This window comes from Mesorhizobium sp. BAC0120, from assembly GCF_033542235.1.
Taxonomy (GTDB): domain Bacteria; phylum Pseudomonadota; class Alphaproteobacteria; order Rhizobiales; family Rhizobiaceae; genus JAWRCU01.
Genome location: NZ_JAWRCU010000001.1, coordinates 674,777 through 690,353, shown reverse-complemented (window position 1 = coordinate 690,353; position 15,577 = coordinate 674,777). Strand labels below are relative to the sequence as shown.

The 15,577-nt window shown below is 63.6% G+C and carries 15 protein-coding genes; 7 read left to right on the top strand and 8 right to left on the bottom strand.

Annotated features, from left to right (window positions below; all coding sequences use genetic code 11):
- Positions 1-9 precede the first annotated feature (9 nt).
- The 5 genes from recN to SAZ10_RS03260 all read left to right on the top strand — a co-directional run bounded on the left by recN (position 10) and on the right by SAZ10_RS03260 (position 5,868).
- Complete coding sequence (gene recN, locus SAZ10_RS03280; protein ID WP_318607717.1) at positions 10-1,683, top strand: DNA repair protein RecN; 1,674 nt, start codon at positions 10-12, stop codon at positions 1,681-1,683.
- A 118-nt stretch (positions 1,684-1,801) separates the two neighbouring features.
- Complete coding sequence (ligA, locus tag SAZ10_RS03275) at positions 1,802-3,928, top strand: NAD-dependent DNA ligase LigA (protein WP_318607716.1); 2,127 nt, start codon at positions 1,802-1,804, stop codon at positions 3,926-3,928.
- The gene (locus SAZ10_RS03270; RefSeq protein ID WP_318607715.1) at positions 3,928-4,620 is read left to right on the top strand and encodes a TIGR02453 family protein; all 693 of its coding nucleotides are present in this window, start codon (positions 3,928-3,930) and stop codon (positions 4,618-4,620) included. Before ligA ends, SAZ10_RS03270 begins: the two co-directional genes overlap by 1 nt.
- Positions 4,621-4,828: 208 nt before the next feature.
- Entirely contained in the window at positions 4,829-5,575 is a 747-nt protein-coding gene (locus SAZ10_RS03265; RefSeq protein WP_318607714.1) for an AzlC family ABC transporter permease, read from the top strand.
- Positions 5,572-5,868 carry an AzlD family protein gene (locus SAZ10_RS03260; protein ID WP_318607713.1) on the top strand — a complete coding sequence of 99 codons (297 nt, stop codon included), beginning with the start codon at positions 5,572-5,574 and terminating at the stop codon, positions 5,866-5,868. The genes SAZ10_RS03265 and SAZ10_RS03260 overlap by 4 nt, the downstream gene beginning before the upstream one ends.
- A 173-nt stretch (positions 5,869-6,041) precedes the next feature.
- On the opposite strand, the gene SAZ10_RS03255 is transcribed toward SAZ10_RS03260, so the two are convergent.
- From SAZ10_RS03255 to SAZ10_RS03235, 5 genes are all read right to left on the bottom strand, one after another.
- The gene (locus tag SAZ10_RS03255; protein WP_318607712.1) at positions 6,042-6,524 is read right to left on the bottom strand and encodes a PRC-barrel domain-containing protein; all 483 of its coding nucleotides are present in this window, start codon (positions 6,522-6,524) and stop codon (positions 6,042-6,044) included.
- 195 nt (positions 6,525-6,719) lie between these two features.
- Positions 6,720-7,982 carry an MFS transporter gene (locus tag SAZ10_RS03250; protein WP_412535147.1) on the bottom strand — a complete coding sequence of 421 codons (1,263 nt, stop codon included), beginning with the start codon at positions 7,980-7,982 and terminating at the stop codon, positions 6,720-6,722.
- A gap of 18 nt (positions 7,983-8,000) precedes the next feature.
- On the bottom strand, positions 8,001-8,996 hold the full coding sequence (locus SAZ10_RS03245; protein ID WP_318607711.1) for a hypothetical protein: 996 nt from the start codon (positions 8,994-8,996) through the stop codon (positions 8,001-8,003).
- A 40-nt stretch (positions 8,997-9,036) separates the two neighbouring features.
- Positions 9,037-9,924, bottom strand: coding sequence for a DUF1259 domain-containing protein (locus SAZ10_RS03240; RefSeq protein ID WP_318607710.1), 888 nt, complete (start codon positions 9,922-9,924; stop codon positions 9,037-9,039).
- Positions 9,925-10,024: 100 nt separating this feature from the next.
- Positions 10,025-10,492 (bottom strand): chromate resistance protein ChrB domain-containing protein, encoded by a 468-nt coding sequence (locus tag SAZ10_RS03235; protein ID WP_318607709.1) that lies wholly within the window; start codon positions 10,490-10,492, stop codon positions 10,025-10,027.
- Positions 10,493-10,613: 121 nt separating this feature from the next.
- On the opposite strand from SAZ10_RS03235, the gene SAZ10_RS03230 reads away from it, so the two are divergent.
- Positions 10,614-11,597: a chromate resistance protein ChrB domain-containing protein gene (locus SAZ10_RS03230; protein ID WP_318607708.1), complete on the top strand. Its 984-nt coding sequence runs from the start codon at positions 10,614-10,616 to the stop codon at positions 11,595-11,597.
- 14 nt (positions 11,598-11,611) lie between these two features.
- Positions 11,612-13,021, top strand: coding sequence for a chromate efflux transporter (chrA, locus tag SAZ10_RS03225; protein WP_318607707.1), 1,410 nt, complete (start codon positions 11,612-11,614; stop codon positions 13,019-13,021).
- Positions 13,022-13,329: 308 nt separating this feature from the next.
- On the opposite strand, the gene SAZ10_RS03220 is transcribed toward chrA, so the two are convergent.
- From SAZ10_RS03220 to SAZ10_RS03210, 3 genes are read right to left on the bottom strand one after another with little or no spacing between them, the layout of a single operon-like run.
- Positions 13,330-14,544, bottom strand: coding sequence for a UxaA family hydrolase (locus SAZ10_RS03220; RefSeq protein WP_318607706.1), 1,215 nt, complete (start codon positions 14,542-14,544; stop codon positions 13,330-13,332).
- On the bottom strand, positions 14,541-14,879 hold the full coding sequence (locus tag SAZ10_RS03215; RefSeq protein ID WP_318607705.1) for a UxaA family hydrolase: 339 nt from the start codon (positions 14,877-14,879) through the stop codon (positions 14,541-14,543). Before SAZ10_RS03215 ends, SAZ10_RS03220 begins: the two co-directional genes overlap by 4 nt.
- Positions 14,879-15,577: an RraA family protein gene (locus tag SAZ10_RS03210; protein WP_318607704.1), complete on the bottom strand. Its 699-nt coding sequence runs from the start codon at positions 15,575-15,577 to the stop codon at positions 14,879-14,881. The genes SAZ10_RS03215 and SAZ10_RS03210 overlap by 1 nt, the downstream gene beginning before the upstream one ends.

Below are 15,577 nucleotides of genomic sequence, written 5' to 3'. Positions count from 1 at the left end.
TTCCGGGACATGCTATCGCATCTGTTGATTCGCGATATTGTCCTGATCGAGAAGCTGGAGATCGACTTCGGCTCCGGACTCTCCGTGCTGACCGGCGAAACCGGCGCCGGCAAATCCATACTGCTCGATTCCCTGTCGCTGGCGCTGGGCGCTCGCGGTGATGCGTCGCTTGTCCGTCATGGTGCAGCGCAAGGGCAGGTGACAGCGGTGTTCGATGTACCGCGCAACCATCCCGCGCGGATGCTGCTCGCCGACAATGCGATCGAGGATGACGGCGACATCATCCTGAAGCGCGTCCAGGCCGCTGACGGACGCACGCGCGTCTTCGTCAACGACCAGCCGGCAAGCGTGGCGCTGATGCGCGACATCGGTCGCGCCCTGGTCGAAATCCACGGCCAGCATGACGACCGTGCGCTCGTCGAGCCGGCGATGCACCGGCAGCTGCTCGATGCATTCGGCGGCCATGTCGGCCTTGCCGACGGCGTGGCGGAGCTTTGGAAGCGCTGGCGCAGCGCCGAGCAGGAGCTGTCGCGGCATCGCGCAAAGGTCGAGGCGTCGGCGCGCGAGGCCGAATACCTCCGCGCGTCGGCCGCCGAGCTCTCCAAGCTCGATCCTCAGCCAGGCGAGGAGACCGAACTTTCGGAGAAACGTGCCGCGATGATGCGGGCGGAGAAGATCGCTGCCGATATCGCCGATGCGCAGGACGTGCTTTCGGGGCCGGCATCTGCCGTGCCGCAACTCGCGAGCCTTCTCAGGCGCCTGCAGCGCAAGGCGGCCGAAGCACCGGGGCTGCTCGACGAAATCATCAAGGCAATCGACAGCGGATTGATTTCGCTCGACGCCGCGCAGTCGGCGGTCGAGGTGGCGATGCGTGCCAGCGAGTTCGATCCGAAGGCGCTGGAGAGCGCCGAGGAGCGCCTCTTTGCCTTGCGCGCGGCCTCCCGGAAGTTCGGCGTCCAGGTGGACGATCTTGCGGAGCTGCGCGATTCGATGCTGGCCGACCTGGCCGATCTTGATGCCGGCGAGGGACGGCTGCACGCGTTGGAAGCGCAGGCGGCAACAGCACGCGACGAGTATGATCGTGAGGCGGTGAGCCTGTCGGAGGCAAGAGCCGCCGCGGCGGCTTCGTTGTCGCGCGCCGTCATGGGTGAGCTGCCGGCGCTCAAGCTGGAGCGGGCGGAATTCATCGTCAATCTCTCGGCATCGGCGGAGAACCGCACGCCGGAGGGCATCGACCATGTCGAGTTCTGGGTGCGCACCAACCCCGGCACGAAGCCTGGACCGCTGATGAAGATCGCCTCGGGCGGCGAGCTGTCGCGATTCCTGTTGGCGCTGAAGGTCGCGCTCGCCGACCGTGGGTCGGCGCCGACCCTGGTCTTCGACGAGATCGATTCTGGCGTCGGAGGCTCGGTCGCCGACGCGATCGGGCAGCGATTGGCGCGGCTTGCCGAGCGCGTGCAAGTGCTTTCGGTCACGCATGCGCCTCAGGTCGCCGCGCGTGCGCAGACGCATTACCTCATCTCGAAGAGCGGGGGCGCCGACCGTGTCTCGACCGGGGTCGCCGAAATGGACAGGCTTGCCCGCCAGGAAGAGATAGCGCGCATGCTCGCCGGTGCCACCATTACCGAGGAAGCTCGAGCAGCCGCGGAGCGCCTGCTTCGGGAAAACACGGCTGTCAGTTGAGTGCCAGCTACGCCCCTGGGACAGTTTACTTTTTTCGGCACTTGCCAAAGACTTAGACGAACTCGCACTCTTCCGAAAAAAGTAAACTGTCCCCAGCACCAAACTGTCCCAGCACCCAATGCCCAGCCAGCAACTCGCCAGCAAGCCCGTCGATCAGCTGAACGAAGAGGAGGCGACTTCCGAGCTTGCGAGGCTCGCCAAGGAAATTGCCTTCCATAACGAGCGTTACCACACGGAGGACGCGCCGCTCATTTCCGACGCGGAGTACGATGCTCTGCGTCGCCGCAACCTCGCCATCGAGCAACGCTTCCCGGGATTGGTGCGCGAGGACTCGCCGTCCAAACAAGTCGGGGCGGCGGTGTCGGAGAAGTTCCGCAAGGTCGTGCACGCCGTGCCGATGGGATCGCTCGACAACGCGTTCGCCGACCAGGACGTCACCGATTTCGTCGCCCGTGTGAGGCGTTTCCTGCGCCTGGACGGCGAGAAGGAGCTGGCATTTACGGCCGAACCGAAGATCGATGGGCTGTCGCTCTCGCTGCGTTACGAGCATGGGCGGCTGGTGAAAGCAGCTACGCGCGGCGACGGGCAGGTCGGCGAGGACGTGACCGCCAATGCCAGGACAGTCGCCGAGATCCCCAATGTGCTTTCCGGGGACTTTCCGGACATTCTCGAGGTGCGCGGCGAAGTCTATATGCGCACCGCCGATTTCGCCGAGCTCAATCGCCGCAACGCCAAGGCCGGCAAGCAGATCTTCGCGAATCCGCGCAACTCCGCGGCGGGGTCATTGCGCCAGCTCGACACTTCGATCACCGCCAGCCGCCCACTGCGCTTCTTCGCGTATGCCTGGGGCGAGATCAGCAAGATGCCCGCCGACACCCAGATGGGCATGGTCGAAGCCTTCGCGAGCTACGGCTTCCATACCAACCCGCTGATGAAGCTGTTCACCGACGTCGAGGGGCTACTCGCCCACTATCATTTCATCGAAGAGAACCGCGCGACGCTCGGCTACGACATTGACGGCGTCGTCTATAAGGTCAACCGGCTGGACCTGCAGGCGCGACTTGGCTACGTCTCGCGCACGCCGCGCTGGGCAATCGCCCACAAATTCCCGGCAGAGAAGGCGATGACCATCCTCAACGGGATCGACATCCAAGTCGGCCGGACGGGGGCGCTGACGCCGGTGGCGCGGCTGCAGCCGGTGACGGTCGGCGGCGTCGTCGTCGTCAACGCAACGCTGCACAATGCCGAGGAGATCGAGCGGCTCGGCGTCATGATCGGCGACACGGTTATCGTACAGCGGGCCGGGGACGTGATCCCACAGATCCTCGGCTACGTGCCGGACAAGCGGCCAGAGGACGCCAAACCGTTCCACTTCCCGACCGTCTGCCCCTGCGAGCTCAAGACGCCGATCGTGCGCGACGCAACGGCCGGCGGCGCGGAGGGGGTGGTGCGGCGCTGTTCGGGCGAGTTCGCCTGTCCGTTCCAGCGCATCGAGCACCTCCGTCACTTCGTGTCGCGCCGCGCCTTCGACATCGAGGGCCTCGGCGAAAAGCAGATCGAATTCTTCTTCACAGACCCTGACCTGCCGGTGAAGAGCCCCGCCGACATTTTCACGCTCGCCCGCCGCGACGCAGAGAACCAGATCAAGCTCAAGGAGAAGGACGGCTACGGCGACGTCTCCGTCGGAAAGCTTTTCGCGGCGATAGAGGACCGTCGCAGAATCGGCCTCGATCGGATGATCTACAGTCTCGGCATCCGTCACGTCGGCGAGCGTACCGCTGTGACCTTTGCGCGCGCCTATGGCAACTGGCAGGCATTTCACGATGCAGCTCTGGCGATCGCCGGCGGCGATGAGCACGCAAGGGCCGAGATGGATGCGCTTGAGGACATAGGCGATGCAGCCATAGACGCGGTCGCCCGCTACTTTGCTGAGGAACACAACCGCAAGCTGGTGGAGGAGCTCGCGGCAGAGATCGATGTGATCGACGCGGAGCGGCCGAAGACGGATTCGCCGGTCGCCGGCAAGACGATCGTCTTCACAGGGGCGCTGGAGCGCATGTCCCGCGACGAGGCGAAGGCGATGGCCGAGAAGCTCGGCGCCAAGGTTGCCGGTTCTGTTTCGAAGAAGACCGACCTAGTCGTCGCCGGACCGGGCGCCGGCTCGAAGCTCAAGCAGGCGACGGAACTCGGCATCGAGGTGATCGACGAGAACGCGTGGTTCGAGCGGGTCGGCGGAGCGGCCTGATGAGCGCGGTCTTCAACGGGTTTGGGGAGAAGGCGATCCCCTTTCTCAAGGCGCTGGATTTCCATCAAAGCCGGGAATGGTTCCAGGAGAACCGGGATCTCTTCGAGCGCGAGCTGCGCGAGCCGTTCGGCGACTTGATCGACGCGCTGACTGAGCGTTTCGCCACGCTGGGTCTTGGGCTCAAGGGGGACCGCAAGAAGTCGATGTTCCGCATCACGCGGGACGTGCGTTTCTCCAAGGACAAGCGGCCGTATAACCAGCACCTCTCGGCCATCCTCTCGCCCGACGGGCGAAAGACGTCGGAAGGCGTCCTTTTCATCTATGTCGGCGTCGACAGGTGTTTCGCAGGTCTTGCCTGGTGGCAGTCCCGGCCTGAACTGCTCCAGTCAATGCGCAGCGCGATCGTCACGCGTCCCTCCGAATTCCGCGCCATGGTCGCGGCGTTGAAGAAGAACGGGCTCGAGCTCAGCGATGACCAGCGCATGAAGCGCCTGCCGCGCGGGTTCGAGCATGTGACGGATCCGGACCTGAGCGAGGCCGTCCGCAACCGGCATTTCATCGCCCGTCATGCGATCGATCCTGCCGGCATCCACAGCCCGAAGCTTCTCGACGAGCTCGTCGATTTCACCGTGCGGGCAAGGCCACTGCTCGACTGGGGGAGGGCGATCGAAGGCCGTCTCGTTCCGGCCTGATCCTGGCAGGAGCCGTCAGGATCGGATCACGATCGCTGAAGATTCGCTCAAGCGAATTCATGTGACAGGTCGATCCGCCCGACCTAGATCAGAATGAAATGGAGTTATTCATTCTGATCTAGGTCTTTGTTTTTGCAGCATGATCTTATCCGAAAAGTCTGCAACTTTCGGGATCATGCTCCAGCTAAAACCCCGATCTGGAGGGCCAATGGCTGTCGAAACGATCGATCGCGGCGCCACGCTGCGCGAATTGATGGAGGGTGTGCGTACTGGCGTTCCCGTGGCCGTGGCCATCGTTCCGTTCGGCATCCTGTTCGGCGCTCTCGCCGTGGACAACGGCTTTTCGATCTTGGAGACGATGCTGATGAGCGCTGTCGTCTATGGCGGCGCCAGTCAGATGGTCGGTATCGAGCTGTTCGGCCAGAAGCTCGCGCCATGGCTGATCGTCTTTTCGATATTCGCCGTCAATTTTCGCCACGTGCTCTATTCGGCCGCTTTCGGACGGCGCGTGTCGGCATGGCCGCTCCTGCACAAGGCGCTCTCCTTTTTCCTGCTCACGGATCCGCAGTTCGCCGAGACGGAGCGAAGGAGGGAGGCAGGCAAGACAGTCAGCTTCGCCTGGTATTTCGGCTTCGGCGCGGCACTCTGGCTGCCCTGGGTGATCGAATCCGGCCTGGGTGCCTATTTCGGCCGGTTCGTCGAAAACACTGAAGCTCTCGGACTCGACTTCCTGCTGCCCATCTATTTCCTCGGCCTTGTCATGAGCTTCAGGAAACGGCCGCTCTGGCTGCCGGTGGTGGCGGCGAGCGCAGTCGCATCGGTCGCGGCCGAACACTTCGTCGGCTCGCCGTGGCACGTCTCGCTCGGCGCGCTCGCCGGGGTCGTGCTCGCTGCTGCCATGCCCGTCCGGGCAAAGACTGGAATGTCCGATGGAAGGGCGGGAGCAGGCGGTTGAGCACCACGATCTGGATCATCCTGGCCGGCGCGGTCGCGACCTACCTCACTCGCATCGGCGGCCATCTCGTGCTGTCGCGCTTCGAGCATGTCCATCCGCGGATCGAGGCAGCGCTCAATGCCGTGCCGGCGGCTGTGCTCACGACGCTGGTCGCTCCCGCCGCCATGCAGGGGAGCTGGATCGAATGGACCGCGCTCGCTGTCGCCGGACTGGTGGCGTTGCGCGGTGGCATGCTGACGATGTTCCTCGCCGGCGCTGCGACGCTGATCGTTCTGAGGCAGTTCGTTGGGTAGCGTTGGTGGCGGAAGTCTGGTTCTTGCAAGCCGGGCTGGAATACCGGCTCGGACACTCTTCCAGCCTAATCTTAGACTGCGCTGCCGTCATAGATGAAAAAAGCTCGCGCCGTTTCCCGCGCGAGCTTGCCGTCGGCCCCCTGCTTTACCACCGCGGCGGAGCCAGTCACCGATTACTGCGATGTATTGGCCGGAGGCGTGGTCGCCGGAGGTGTCGCCATCGTTCCGCCTGACGCAGGTGGCGGCGGTGCCGGCCGATAAGGCGTGGTATCAAACGCAGACGCCGCTTCGAGCTGTTCCTTGCTGGCGGCTGTCACCATCCAGCGTTGGCCATTGGCCTCTACCCAGGAGAGCTTGGGAAAGTCGATTGCGACGTTCTTTTCGCCAATACCGAGGAAGCCGCCAACGCCAATCACGATCGATTTGGCCGTGCCCTTCGAGTCGATAAGGATGTCGTTCACCTTGCCGATTTTCTGGGCGTTGGGGTCTGTGCCGTTGTAGACGCTCGTGCCGATGTAGTTGCTGGCGAGATAGCCGTCGGCCTGGACGGGCTTTGGCGGCTCGGGAGCCGGTGCGGGCGCCGGCGCCTGTTGGGCGTAGGCGGCTGTCGCGACAAGCGTCGCAAGCACCGTAGTAACCAGGAAACTGCGGATCATGGTACCTTCTCCTTCCGCAAACCGCTGTGCGGCCGCACCTTGGCTTGACTGTCGAAGGGAAGGCCGGGCGCGGCCCAGCATGCTGCGCTCAAAACGCTTCAACCACAGTGTGGGTTCCACTTGCAGGAAGCCGGGGCCTCCCTGGCCATTCGGGCAGAACTGTACGCTCCGGAACACGCCATTGAGATGCGCCCCTCATTCGCCGCAATGTTCCTCAGGCGGTTTGATGCCGGAGAACCGCTGCAGCAGCGCTAAATCGTAAGCCGCCTTGATGATCCCTGCGAGGATGAGCGGCCAGCCAAAGGGCGACACACTCAGCAACCAGCCGGACAGCAGCGGTGCGACCGCGGATGCAAGACTGCGCGGCACTGCGGTCGCGCTCGCGGCCGCGGGCCGCTCCTCCGGCTGCACCACAGCCATGACGTAGGACGAGCGGGTCGGCACGTCCATCTGGGACAGCAGTGCCCGCAGGATCAGGAGCCCGAATGCGACCCAGACTGTCGACGCAAAGGCGGTCAGGATCAGGAACAAGTTGGACGGCAGGTGCGTGAACACCATCGTGTTCACCAACCCGAAACGTCCGGCAAGCGGCACCGCTGCGAAGTAGGAGGCCGCGGAACACAGACTGGTCACGAAGAAGATCGCTCCGATTGTGGAGACATCGAGCCCGAAGCGCGCTCTGAGCCAGAGCGTCAGCAAGGCGTTAATAACTAGACCTCCCCCGAATGCATCAACCGAAAACAGCGCAGCGAGCTGATAGACTATACTTCGCGACGGGCCCAACGGTGCCGGCCGGCGGTCGGCGCCAGCCTCGACCCTGGGTGACAAACGGCGGTACAGCAGGAATGTGAGCAGCCCGATGGCACCGTAGAGCCCGAAGAGGAGAGCGCCCGTCGTTGAGGGCGCAAGGAGTATGGCGAGCCAGTCGACCACCCCGACGAAGAGCGCTCCGAGGGCGCCGAAAAAGGCACCCGCCGCGCTATAGCGGGCGAACGCTGCCGTCCGATCCGCGTCAGCGATCACCTGGGAGAGGACGGTATGCTCGAGCGGTAGGAAGACGCTGACGTCGCCGCCTGACGGGTTGAGTGTTCCCACGAACGCGATCACGACCAGCGGCCAGAAGCTGTCGAGCCCGGCGAAGCCCAACCCGGTCATGGTCATCAGAAGGGCGGCACCGAGCAGGGCGCTCCGCCGAGAAATCCGGTGAGAGAGCAGCCCGACAGCCAGCGTCAGAATGGCAGAGCCCAACAGGGTCGCCGTCGAGATCAGGCCGACAGCGAAGGCATCGTAGCCAAAATGGGAAAGATGAACAGGCAGCAGGATAGCGACATAGCCATCCCCGAAGGCGCGCATGGAGCGAGCCAGGAGAACGCGCGTGACATCCGGTGCTCGTCCAATGCCGCGGCGCCGTGCCGCGCGCCTGCTCGGACCTTCGTCAGCGATGTCACGACACTCCATCTTCGAAGTTGCGGTCCCTCAAGGCGTGGGCCGATATGTCCAGATAGCCGCTTTTTCCGTGGTTCCGGCCCGAACGGCGAGGAATAGGAGGTCGAGCTCAGATACGAACAGCGACGTACGTGCGCCTGGAGCGGTGGCGAGATGTGCGATGCGCCGGAAGCCGCCGTCTTCCGGTTCGAAGACGTCGAGGTAGCCTTCGCCACAGCTGACATAGACCCGGTGCCGCGTCGCATCGACGAACACATCATCGGCATCCCCGCAAACTGCTGCACGTGCGACCGGCGCTCCGTCCTGCATGGAGAACGCGGCCAGCGTCGCCGGCTTACGGAACACCACGATAACTTGCCGCGAGGCCTCGTCCAGCGCCATCGGATAGTTCTCGCCGGCTTGAGCGGTCGCCCAGCGGGTGTCCACCTTATTGCCCTGTCGGTCGGCCACCTCGATCGCATGCGCGTCGGGAACGTTCACGAAGATCCGGCTTCCGCCGCTCTCCAGCCGGAAGCTTTCGGGATGGCCATCCAGTGCAATGTCGGCAACCTTCCGCTTTTTGCTGGCATCGATGATTGCCAGCGCTCCCTTGCCATAGCCCACGAACACCTGGTTGCCGGCGCTGTCGATCCGGATGTTGTCCGCGTCTTCGCCAAGCCGGATACGGCCTGCCTTCTTGAGGTCCTGCCCGCGAAACAGATGCACTGTTCCGTCGCCCGCGTCGGCCACGTAGAGCGTGTCATTCGAACCGACATAGCCGACACCCTGGGGCTCCTTGAGTCCGCGGACCCGGCCCGACACTTGCGATGTCTTCAGGTCGACGATCCCCACGCTGTCGTTACCGAGTTCGGCCACGAAGAGGCGCTGCCCAGCCAGATCAATCGCCATGTGGTCGATTCGGCCTTTCACTTCGCCGAGCGGGATCTTCGTCACGAGTTGGAGGGGCGCTGCTTCAGCCGCCTGCGCGACAGGTGGCGCAGTAGCGGCGACGAACGCACCCGCTAGCAGGATGCTTACCGCCTGCACGGAAGGTCTTCGCATTGGCGCCCACTAATCATCAGCTTCATCAGGAGCGCTGCAGGTTGGTCTTGTCCAAGGCGGATCTGAGGCCGCGCGCCAGGGTCGCGGCGTCGTCGTGAGACCAGAAGTGCATGAAAAACAGACGCGGCTGTTCGGCGAGCATATGATTGTGCAGCGCGGTCACCTCGATCCCATGTTCTCTCAGCTGGCGGAGCACGGGATTCACTTCCTCGGACGTCAAAACGAAATCGCCGGTGATTGCAGCCTTGCCGCCACCGAGCGGCTCGAAGTTGATGGCGATGCCGGTACCCATCGATGCCGGAACGGGCATGCCGCTTTCCGTGATCTTGTCGGCCCGCGGAATGGTGAACTGGTAGACGCCGCCATTCACCTTGCCCTTGCTGCCCATGATGCCATCGATGCCAGCCGTATCGAGGTCAACGGTTTCTGACTTCGCGCTCGGCGACGACCCGAACGGCGTCTTGCTGAGCGCGAGGGCGGCATGAAGGCTGTCGGCCAGCTTGACGGCATCGCCGTGCCCTTCGACATGCATGTACATCGTCGCCGGGTCGGCGCGTAACAGATGGTTGTGAAGCCCGGTTGTCTCGATCCCCGACCCCGCAAGGCTTTCCATCACCGGGTTGATCTCGTTCTCTGTGAGTACGAGATCGCCCATGACCATGGCATCCTTGTCGCCTGCCGCCTGGAAAGCGAGCCAGCCGCCGAGCGCGAATGCCGGTTTGATCTCGATTCCATCGACCGTCACCTTCAGGTCCGACCGCGGCAGCCCGACGCGATAAACGCCATCCGGCATCGCGGTACCGGATTTTCCAAGCGCCTGCGCTACGGCCTTCCAGTCAGGTGCCGCCAGAACAGGTTGAGCGACTCCGAGGGCTGCCGCAAACGCGAGGCCAGCTACGCTTTTTGCATGCATGGTTTTACTCCTGTACTCAGTCCCAAGTGCCCAAATCGGTAAACATCGCCCGCCCAGAAAGCGGCAGCACGCTTCCGGAATTGCGACTTGCGGCAGCCGGTCAGGCCGCCGGTTTCATCGTCGGAGGCCAGCTGTGTTTCTCCGCCTGTCGGCGCGCGGCCCAGGCGTAGAGCGCGTCGTAAATAACGAACCCATGCCTAAGCACCTCGTGGTCGTCGGGCGTCACGTCCCGCAGCCCCATCGAGATTGCCAGGAGACCGGCGGACTGCGGGGTAAGGTCGTGCCGGTCGGTGTCTGCGCCGCGCACGATCGCGGCAATAGTTGCGATGGCGGGGTCGCGATCCAGGTCATATTTCGAGACGAACGTATCGAAGCTGCAGCCATCCCCGACATGCGTGAGCTCAACACCGGGCACGTCGTAAGGAGTCGCCCCAGTTTCCTGCGCTACCCGAACCACTTGGACTGGCGGCACGAACAGAAACTCCGGTTCCTTGTCGATGAAGCGCGCAATCAACCAAGGACAGGCAATGCGGTCAATGACAGGACGTTCGCGAGTGACCCATTTCATGGTGAAGTCCTCCCTTTTTCCCGCACATGATGAGGTCGGCATCGATGATAGGCAGATGCTAGCCCTGGGGTTTTGGTGATACAAGTGTTGCATTTTCACGATTAGATGATACGGTATGTTCATGAACGAGGGGGCGGAACCGAGGGAGCAGCGCTGGCTGCTCCTCATTCATCAGCTGCCGACCAAGCCGGCCTACTTTCGCGTGAAGATCTGGCGGCGGCTGCAAGGCATCGGCGCGGTGGCAGTCAAAAGCACGGTCTATGCGCTGCCCGCCAACGCCGAGACACAGGAGGATTTCGAGTGGCTACTCAAGGAGATCATCGCTGGCGGTGGTGAAGCGATTGTCTGCGAGGCGCGCCTGGTCGACGGCCTGTCTGATGCGCAAGTCGAGACGCTATTCAATTCCGCGCGTGATGCCGACTACGCCGAGATCGTTGAGCAAGCTCGCAGCCTCATTGCGGATGTCGAGGCGAACGCGTCCGCGCAAAAACGCGCAGAGGCGCGGTCGCAGCTAGGGCGGCTGCGCAAGCGGCTCGTTGAGCTCGATGCGATCGACTTTTTCGGCGCCACGGGCCGCCTTGCGGTCGAGGGACTGCTCGGGGAACTCGAACGGAACGTTGCAGAGGAGCCGGCCGTGAGCGAGGAAGCGTCAAAGTCAGGTGATTTGATCTCGGACCTCAAGGGCCGGACCTGGGTCACGCGTCGCGACGTGCATGTGGATCGCATCGCTTGCAGCTGGCTCATCCGCCGCTTCATCGATCCGGAAGCGATCATCCGCTTCGTACCTGGCAAGGGCTACATCCCGAAACCGGGTGAACTGCGGTTCGACATGTTCGAAGGCGAGATCACCCATGAAGGCGACAGCTGCAGCTTCGAGGTATTGCTCAAGCGCGCGGGACTTTCCGATCCGGCACTGCAAGCCATAGCCGAGATCGTTCACGACATAGATCTCAAGGACAGCAAGTTCGGACGCGAGGAAGCCACCGGCATCGCCAGCCTGATCACCGGCATCGCCGCCAACAACAGGAAGGACGACGAGCGGACCTCGCAGGGCGCTTCCGTCTTCGACAATCTCTACCAGTATTTTCGCCAGAAACGCGGGTAAGTAGGTATCAAGCCATGGCCAATCTCGCCGGTACCACGGCCGTATCGGCCTTGCAGACCGACACACCCCATCATGGCATCTCATTCAGCGAGGCCGTGCGGGTATGGGTGCGGGTCGCAGCCCTGAGCTTCGGCGGGCCAGCCGGACAAATCGCCGTCATGCATCGCATTCTCGTGGAGGAGAAGCGCTGGATCGGCGAGATGCGTTTCCTGCACGCGCTCAACTTTTGCACGCTGCTGCCCGGCCCCGAGGCCCAGCAACTCGCCGTCTACATCGGCTGGCTCCTCCACAAGACCAAGGGCGGCCTCGTTGCCGGCGTCCTGTTCGTTCTGCCTGGTGTCGTGTCGATCATGGTGCTCAGCTGGATCTACGCCATCTTCGGCAATGTCGGTGCAGTTCAGGCGCTGTTTTTCGGGCTGAAGGCTGCGGTCCTCGCGATTGTGCTTGAGGCCGTCGTTCGCGTTGGCAGGCGAGCGCTCAGGAACAACGTGATGATCGCGCTCGCGGCAGCCGCATTCGTTGCGCTGTTCTTCTTCCGGGTACCATTTCCCGTGATCATCCTAGCGGCAGCAATAGTCGGTTTCATCGGCGAGCGAGCCGGCGCTGCCGCCTTCGGATCGAGTGGCGGCCACGGCAAGGTGGGCGGCAACCAGGTCGCCGATGCCGACACCGCGCTCGGGGAGGAAATCCCGTCGCATGCGCGCCCGCCGCTCAGCTGGTCGCTCAAGATCGGCGGTGTTTTTCTGGCGCTCTGGTTCGTGCCGGTGCTCGGATTGCTCGTTCTTGCAGGACCGGGCAACGTCTTCACGAACATCGCCGTCTTCTTCTCGAAAATGGCCGTTGTAACCTTCGGCGGCGCCTATGCCGTGCTCGCCTATGTGGCGCAGCAGTCCGTCGATACCTATGGCTGGCTGAAGCCAGGCGAGATGCTGGACGGGCTGGGCATGGCGGAAACCACGCCCGGCCCGCTCATCATGGTCACTCAATTCGTGGGGTTCATGGGAGCGTATCGTGCGCCGGGTTCGCTCAATCCGTTGCTGGCCGGCACGCTCGGCGGGCTGCTCACCACGTGGGTCACTTTCGTGCCGTGCTTCCTCTGGATCTTCGTTGGTGCGCCGTTCGTTGAGGCCCTGCGCAGCAACAGAGCTCTTTCTGCCGCGCTAGCGGCGATCACGGCAGCTGTGGTCGGCGTGATCCTGAACCTGGCGCTGTGGTTTGCCCTTCACGTACTGTTCGGCGCATTGCGCGAGGTCAACGCCTTCGGCATGAGCGTAAACGTGCCTGTGCTCAGCTCGATCAATCTGCCTGCGCTGGTCCTGACGGCGGGCGCGATGGTGGCGGTCTTTCGCTTCAAGATCGGGATCATCCCCGTGCTTCTGGGGAGCTCGGTTCTCGGGCTGATTTACGCAGCGGCAACAGCATGATCGAGGCGCTGAAGAGGAACGGGCTCGAGCTCAGCGGGGACGAGCGCATCAAGCGCTTGCCGGGCGGCCTCGAGCATGTGACCGACCTAGCAGAGCAGCGCCATTAAGAGCTCAGTCGCGGCGAGTGGCTTGGCCTCGGATGCTCGATCGCGAGATCGGCAGGCCTGCCGCATGCATGCCGATAGTGGCGTCAGGAACTGGGCTCGCCTCAGCCAAGCTACGCCGGACACTACGTCCTGGATTGGCCAGACCTTTGGTCTAGCGTGTTCGCGTGCGCGACGCTCTGTTCCGGGCAGCCGCCGTGACGATCAGGCGGCAGCCGTGGGCAGGCAGGCCGGGCCGATCGGCTCGAAACTCTTGTAGGTCAATATGAATTCGCGGTGGCCGAGATGCTCCGACTTGGTCGTTTCGCCGCGTGCCACGTCCTTGATCAAGTCGAGGATCTCACCGCCCACATCGTCCAGGGTGGCATGGCCTTCCAGGATCTTGCCGGCGTCGATATCCATGTCGCCCTTGAGCTTGCGGTAGGTGTCCGGGTTGGCGCAAACCTTGACGACCGGCGAGATCGCCGAGCCGGAGACCGAGCCGCGCCCGGTGACGAACAAAGTGAGGTGGCAGCCCGAGGCGATCATCTCCACGATCTCGGCATTGTCGGAGATGTTGGGGAAGCCGAAGCGCACCTCGCCGTCGGGCACCACATCCATCAAGAACAATCCGCCGCTCGGAGGGATGTCGCCTGGCTTGATGATGCCGGAAATCCGCGACGAGCCGGACTTGGCATAGGCGCCCATCGACTTCTCCTCGATTGTGGAGAGGCCGCCATCGGCATTGCCCGGCGCGAAGCTGCCGTAGCCCAGCGTGGCGTAATAGCGCGCGGCCTTGGCCACGGAGGCGCGCAATTCGTCGGCGAGTTCGGGTGTCACGGCGCGCTCGGCCATGATTTCCTCACAGCCGATCAGTTCGCCCGTCTCCTCGAAAATGCAGGTGGCGCCCGCCTCGACCAGCCGGTCGAAGGCGCGGCCCACTGCCGGATTGCCGGTAAGCCCGCTGGTGCCATCGGAGCCACCGCAGACCGTGCCGACGACCAGCTCGTCGAGCCCCATCGGCACGGTTTCGGCCGCTTTCAGCGCCTCGAGCTGCTCGCCGACCCAAGCGGTTCCGTCCGCGATGGTAGAAAGTGTGCCGCCATTGTTCTGGATGGTGAGCGTGGCCACTGGGCGGCCGCTGGCGGCCACCGCTTTGGACAGCGAGAACTTGTTGAAGCTTTCGCAGCCGAGCGAGAGCAGAAGCACCGCGCCGACATTGGGATGCGTGCAGAGCCGCTCCATCATGCGCTGTGCGTATTCATTCGGAAAGCAGCCGGGGAAGCCGATCAGATGCACGTCCCTGCCGCGGAAATTGCCGACGATCTCGCGCCCGACGTGATGAGCGCATTCGACGAGATAGGCCACGACCACGACGTTGCGGATGCCCTTGCGGCCGTCCGAACGCAGATAGCCCCTGAGCTTGGCTGCCTCGCTCATCTCGACTTCTCCTCGTCCGACGCATCGATGACATGCGTCCTGGTGTAGTCGCTCTTCATATTGTGGATGTGCACATGCTCGCCCACCGCGATCGCCCTGATGGCCGAACCGATCGGCGCGCCGTATTTGCGCACTTTATCGTTCTCGGCGATGGCCTGGCGGGCGACCTTGTGCCCGAGCAGGATTTCCTTGCTGGTCCGCACCGGGACGCCCGAGACGAAGATGGTCTCGCCCGCCGCGATGGGCCGGCGGGCTACGAGCACATTGTCCGCATCCGAAAGCAGCAGCAGGCGCCCGTCGGTCTGGTCGGCGGGCGGGGCGTCCGGCCCGGCCATCACATCACACCGAAGGTCGAGAACGCCTCGCAGGCGCTCATTCCGTTGCGGATGGCGATGGCGACTTCGTTTTCCGTGCGCACCTTCTCCAGCGCGCGCTCGATCGCCTCGGCCTCCACCGCGCGGGGAATGATCAGAACACCCTCGCGGTCGCCGAAGACGAGATCGCCCGGCTCGACGCGGATGCCCGTGATCTCGATGGCGCAGCGATAGTCGATCACCTTGCCGCGCGGACCCTGGTCCTGGGCGTAGATACCGCGCGAGAAGACGTTGAAGCCGAGCTTCTCAATCTCGTCAGTGTCGCGGATATAGCCGTCCAGGATGGCACCCGCCGCCTTGAGATGCAGGGCGCGCGTCGACATCAGCCCGCCCCAAAGGGCGTAACGCAGCGAGGCGCCGGTGGCGATGTAAACCTCATCCTCCTTCAGGTCGTCCAGCGCTTCCATCATCAGCCCGAAGGGCTTGTTCGCCAGCGGACCCTTGGCCGAGGGCGAGCCGTCGCTGAACACGTCGGCCTCCAACACCGGCATGGCGCGGCCGACCACTTTCATAGCCGGCTGGAGCGGCGCAATGCCGGCCGGCAGGAACTGGTGGCGATAGCCGAGTACGTCGAGCACGTCGCCGACAACGGCGGTAAATAGTTCCGTCCGCAGAGCTTCGAAAATGGCCTTGTCGGAAGACGGTTTCTGATTGGACAT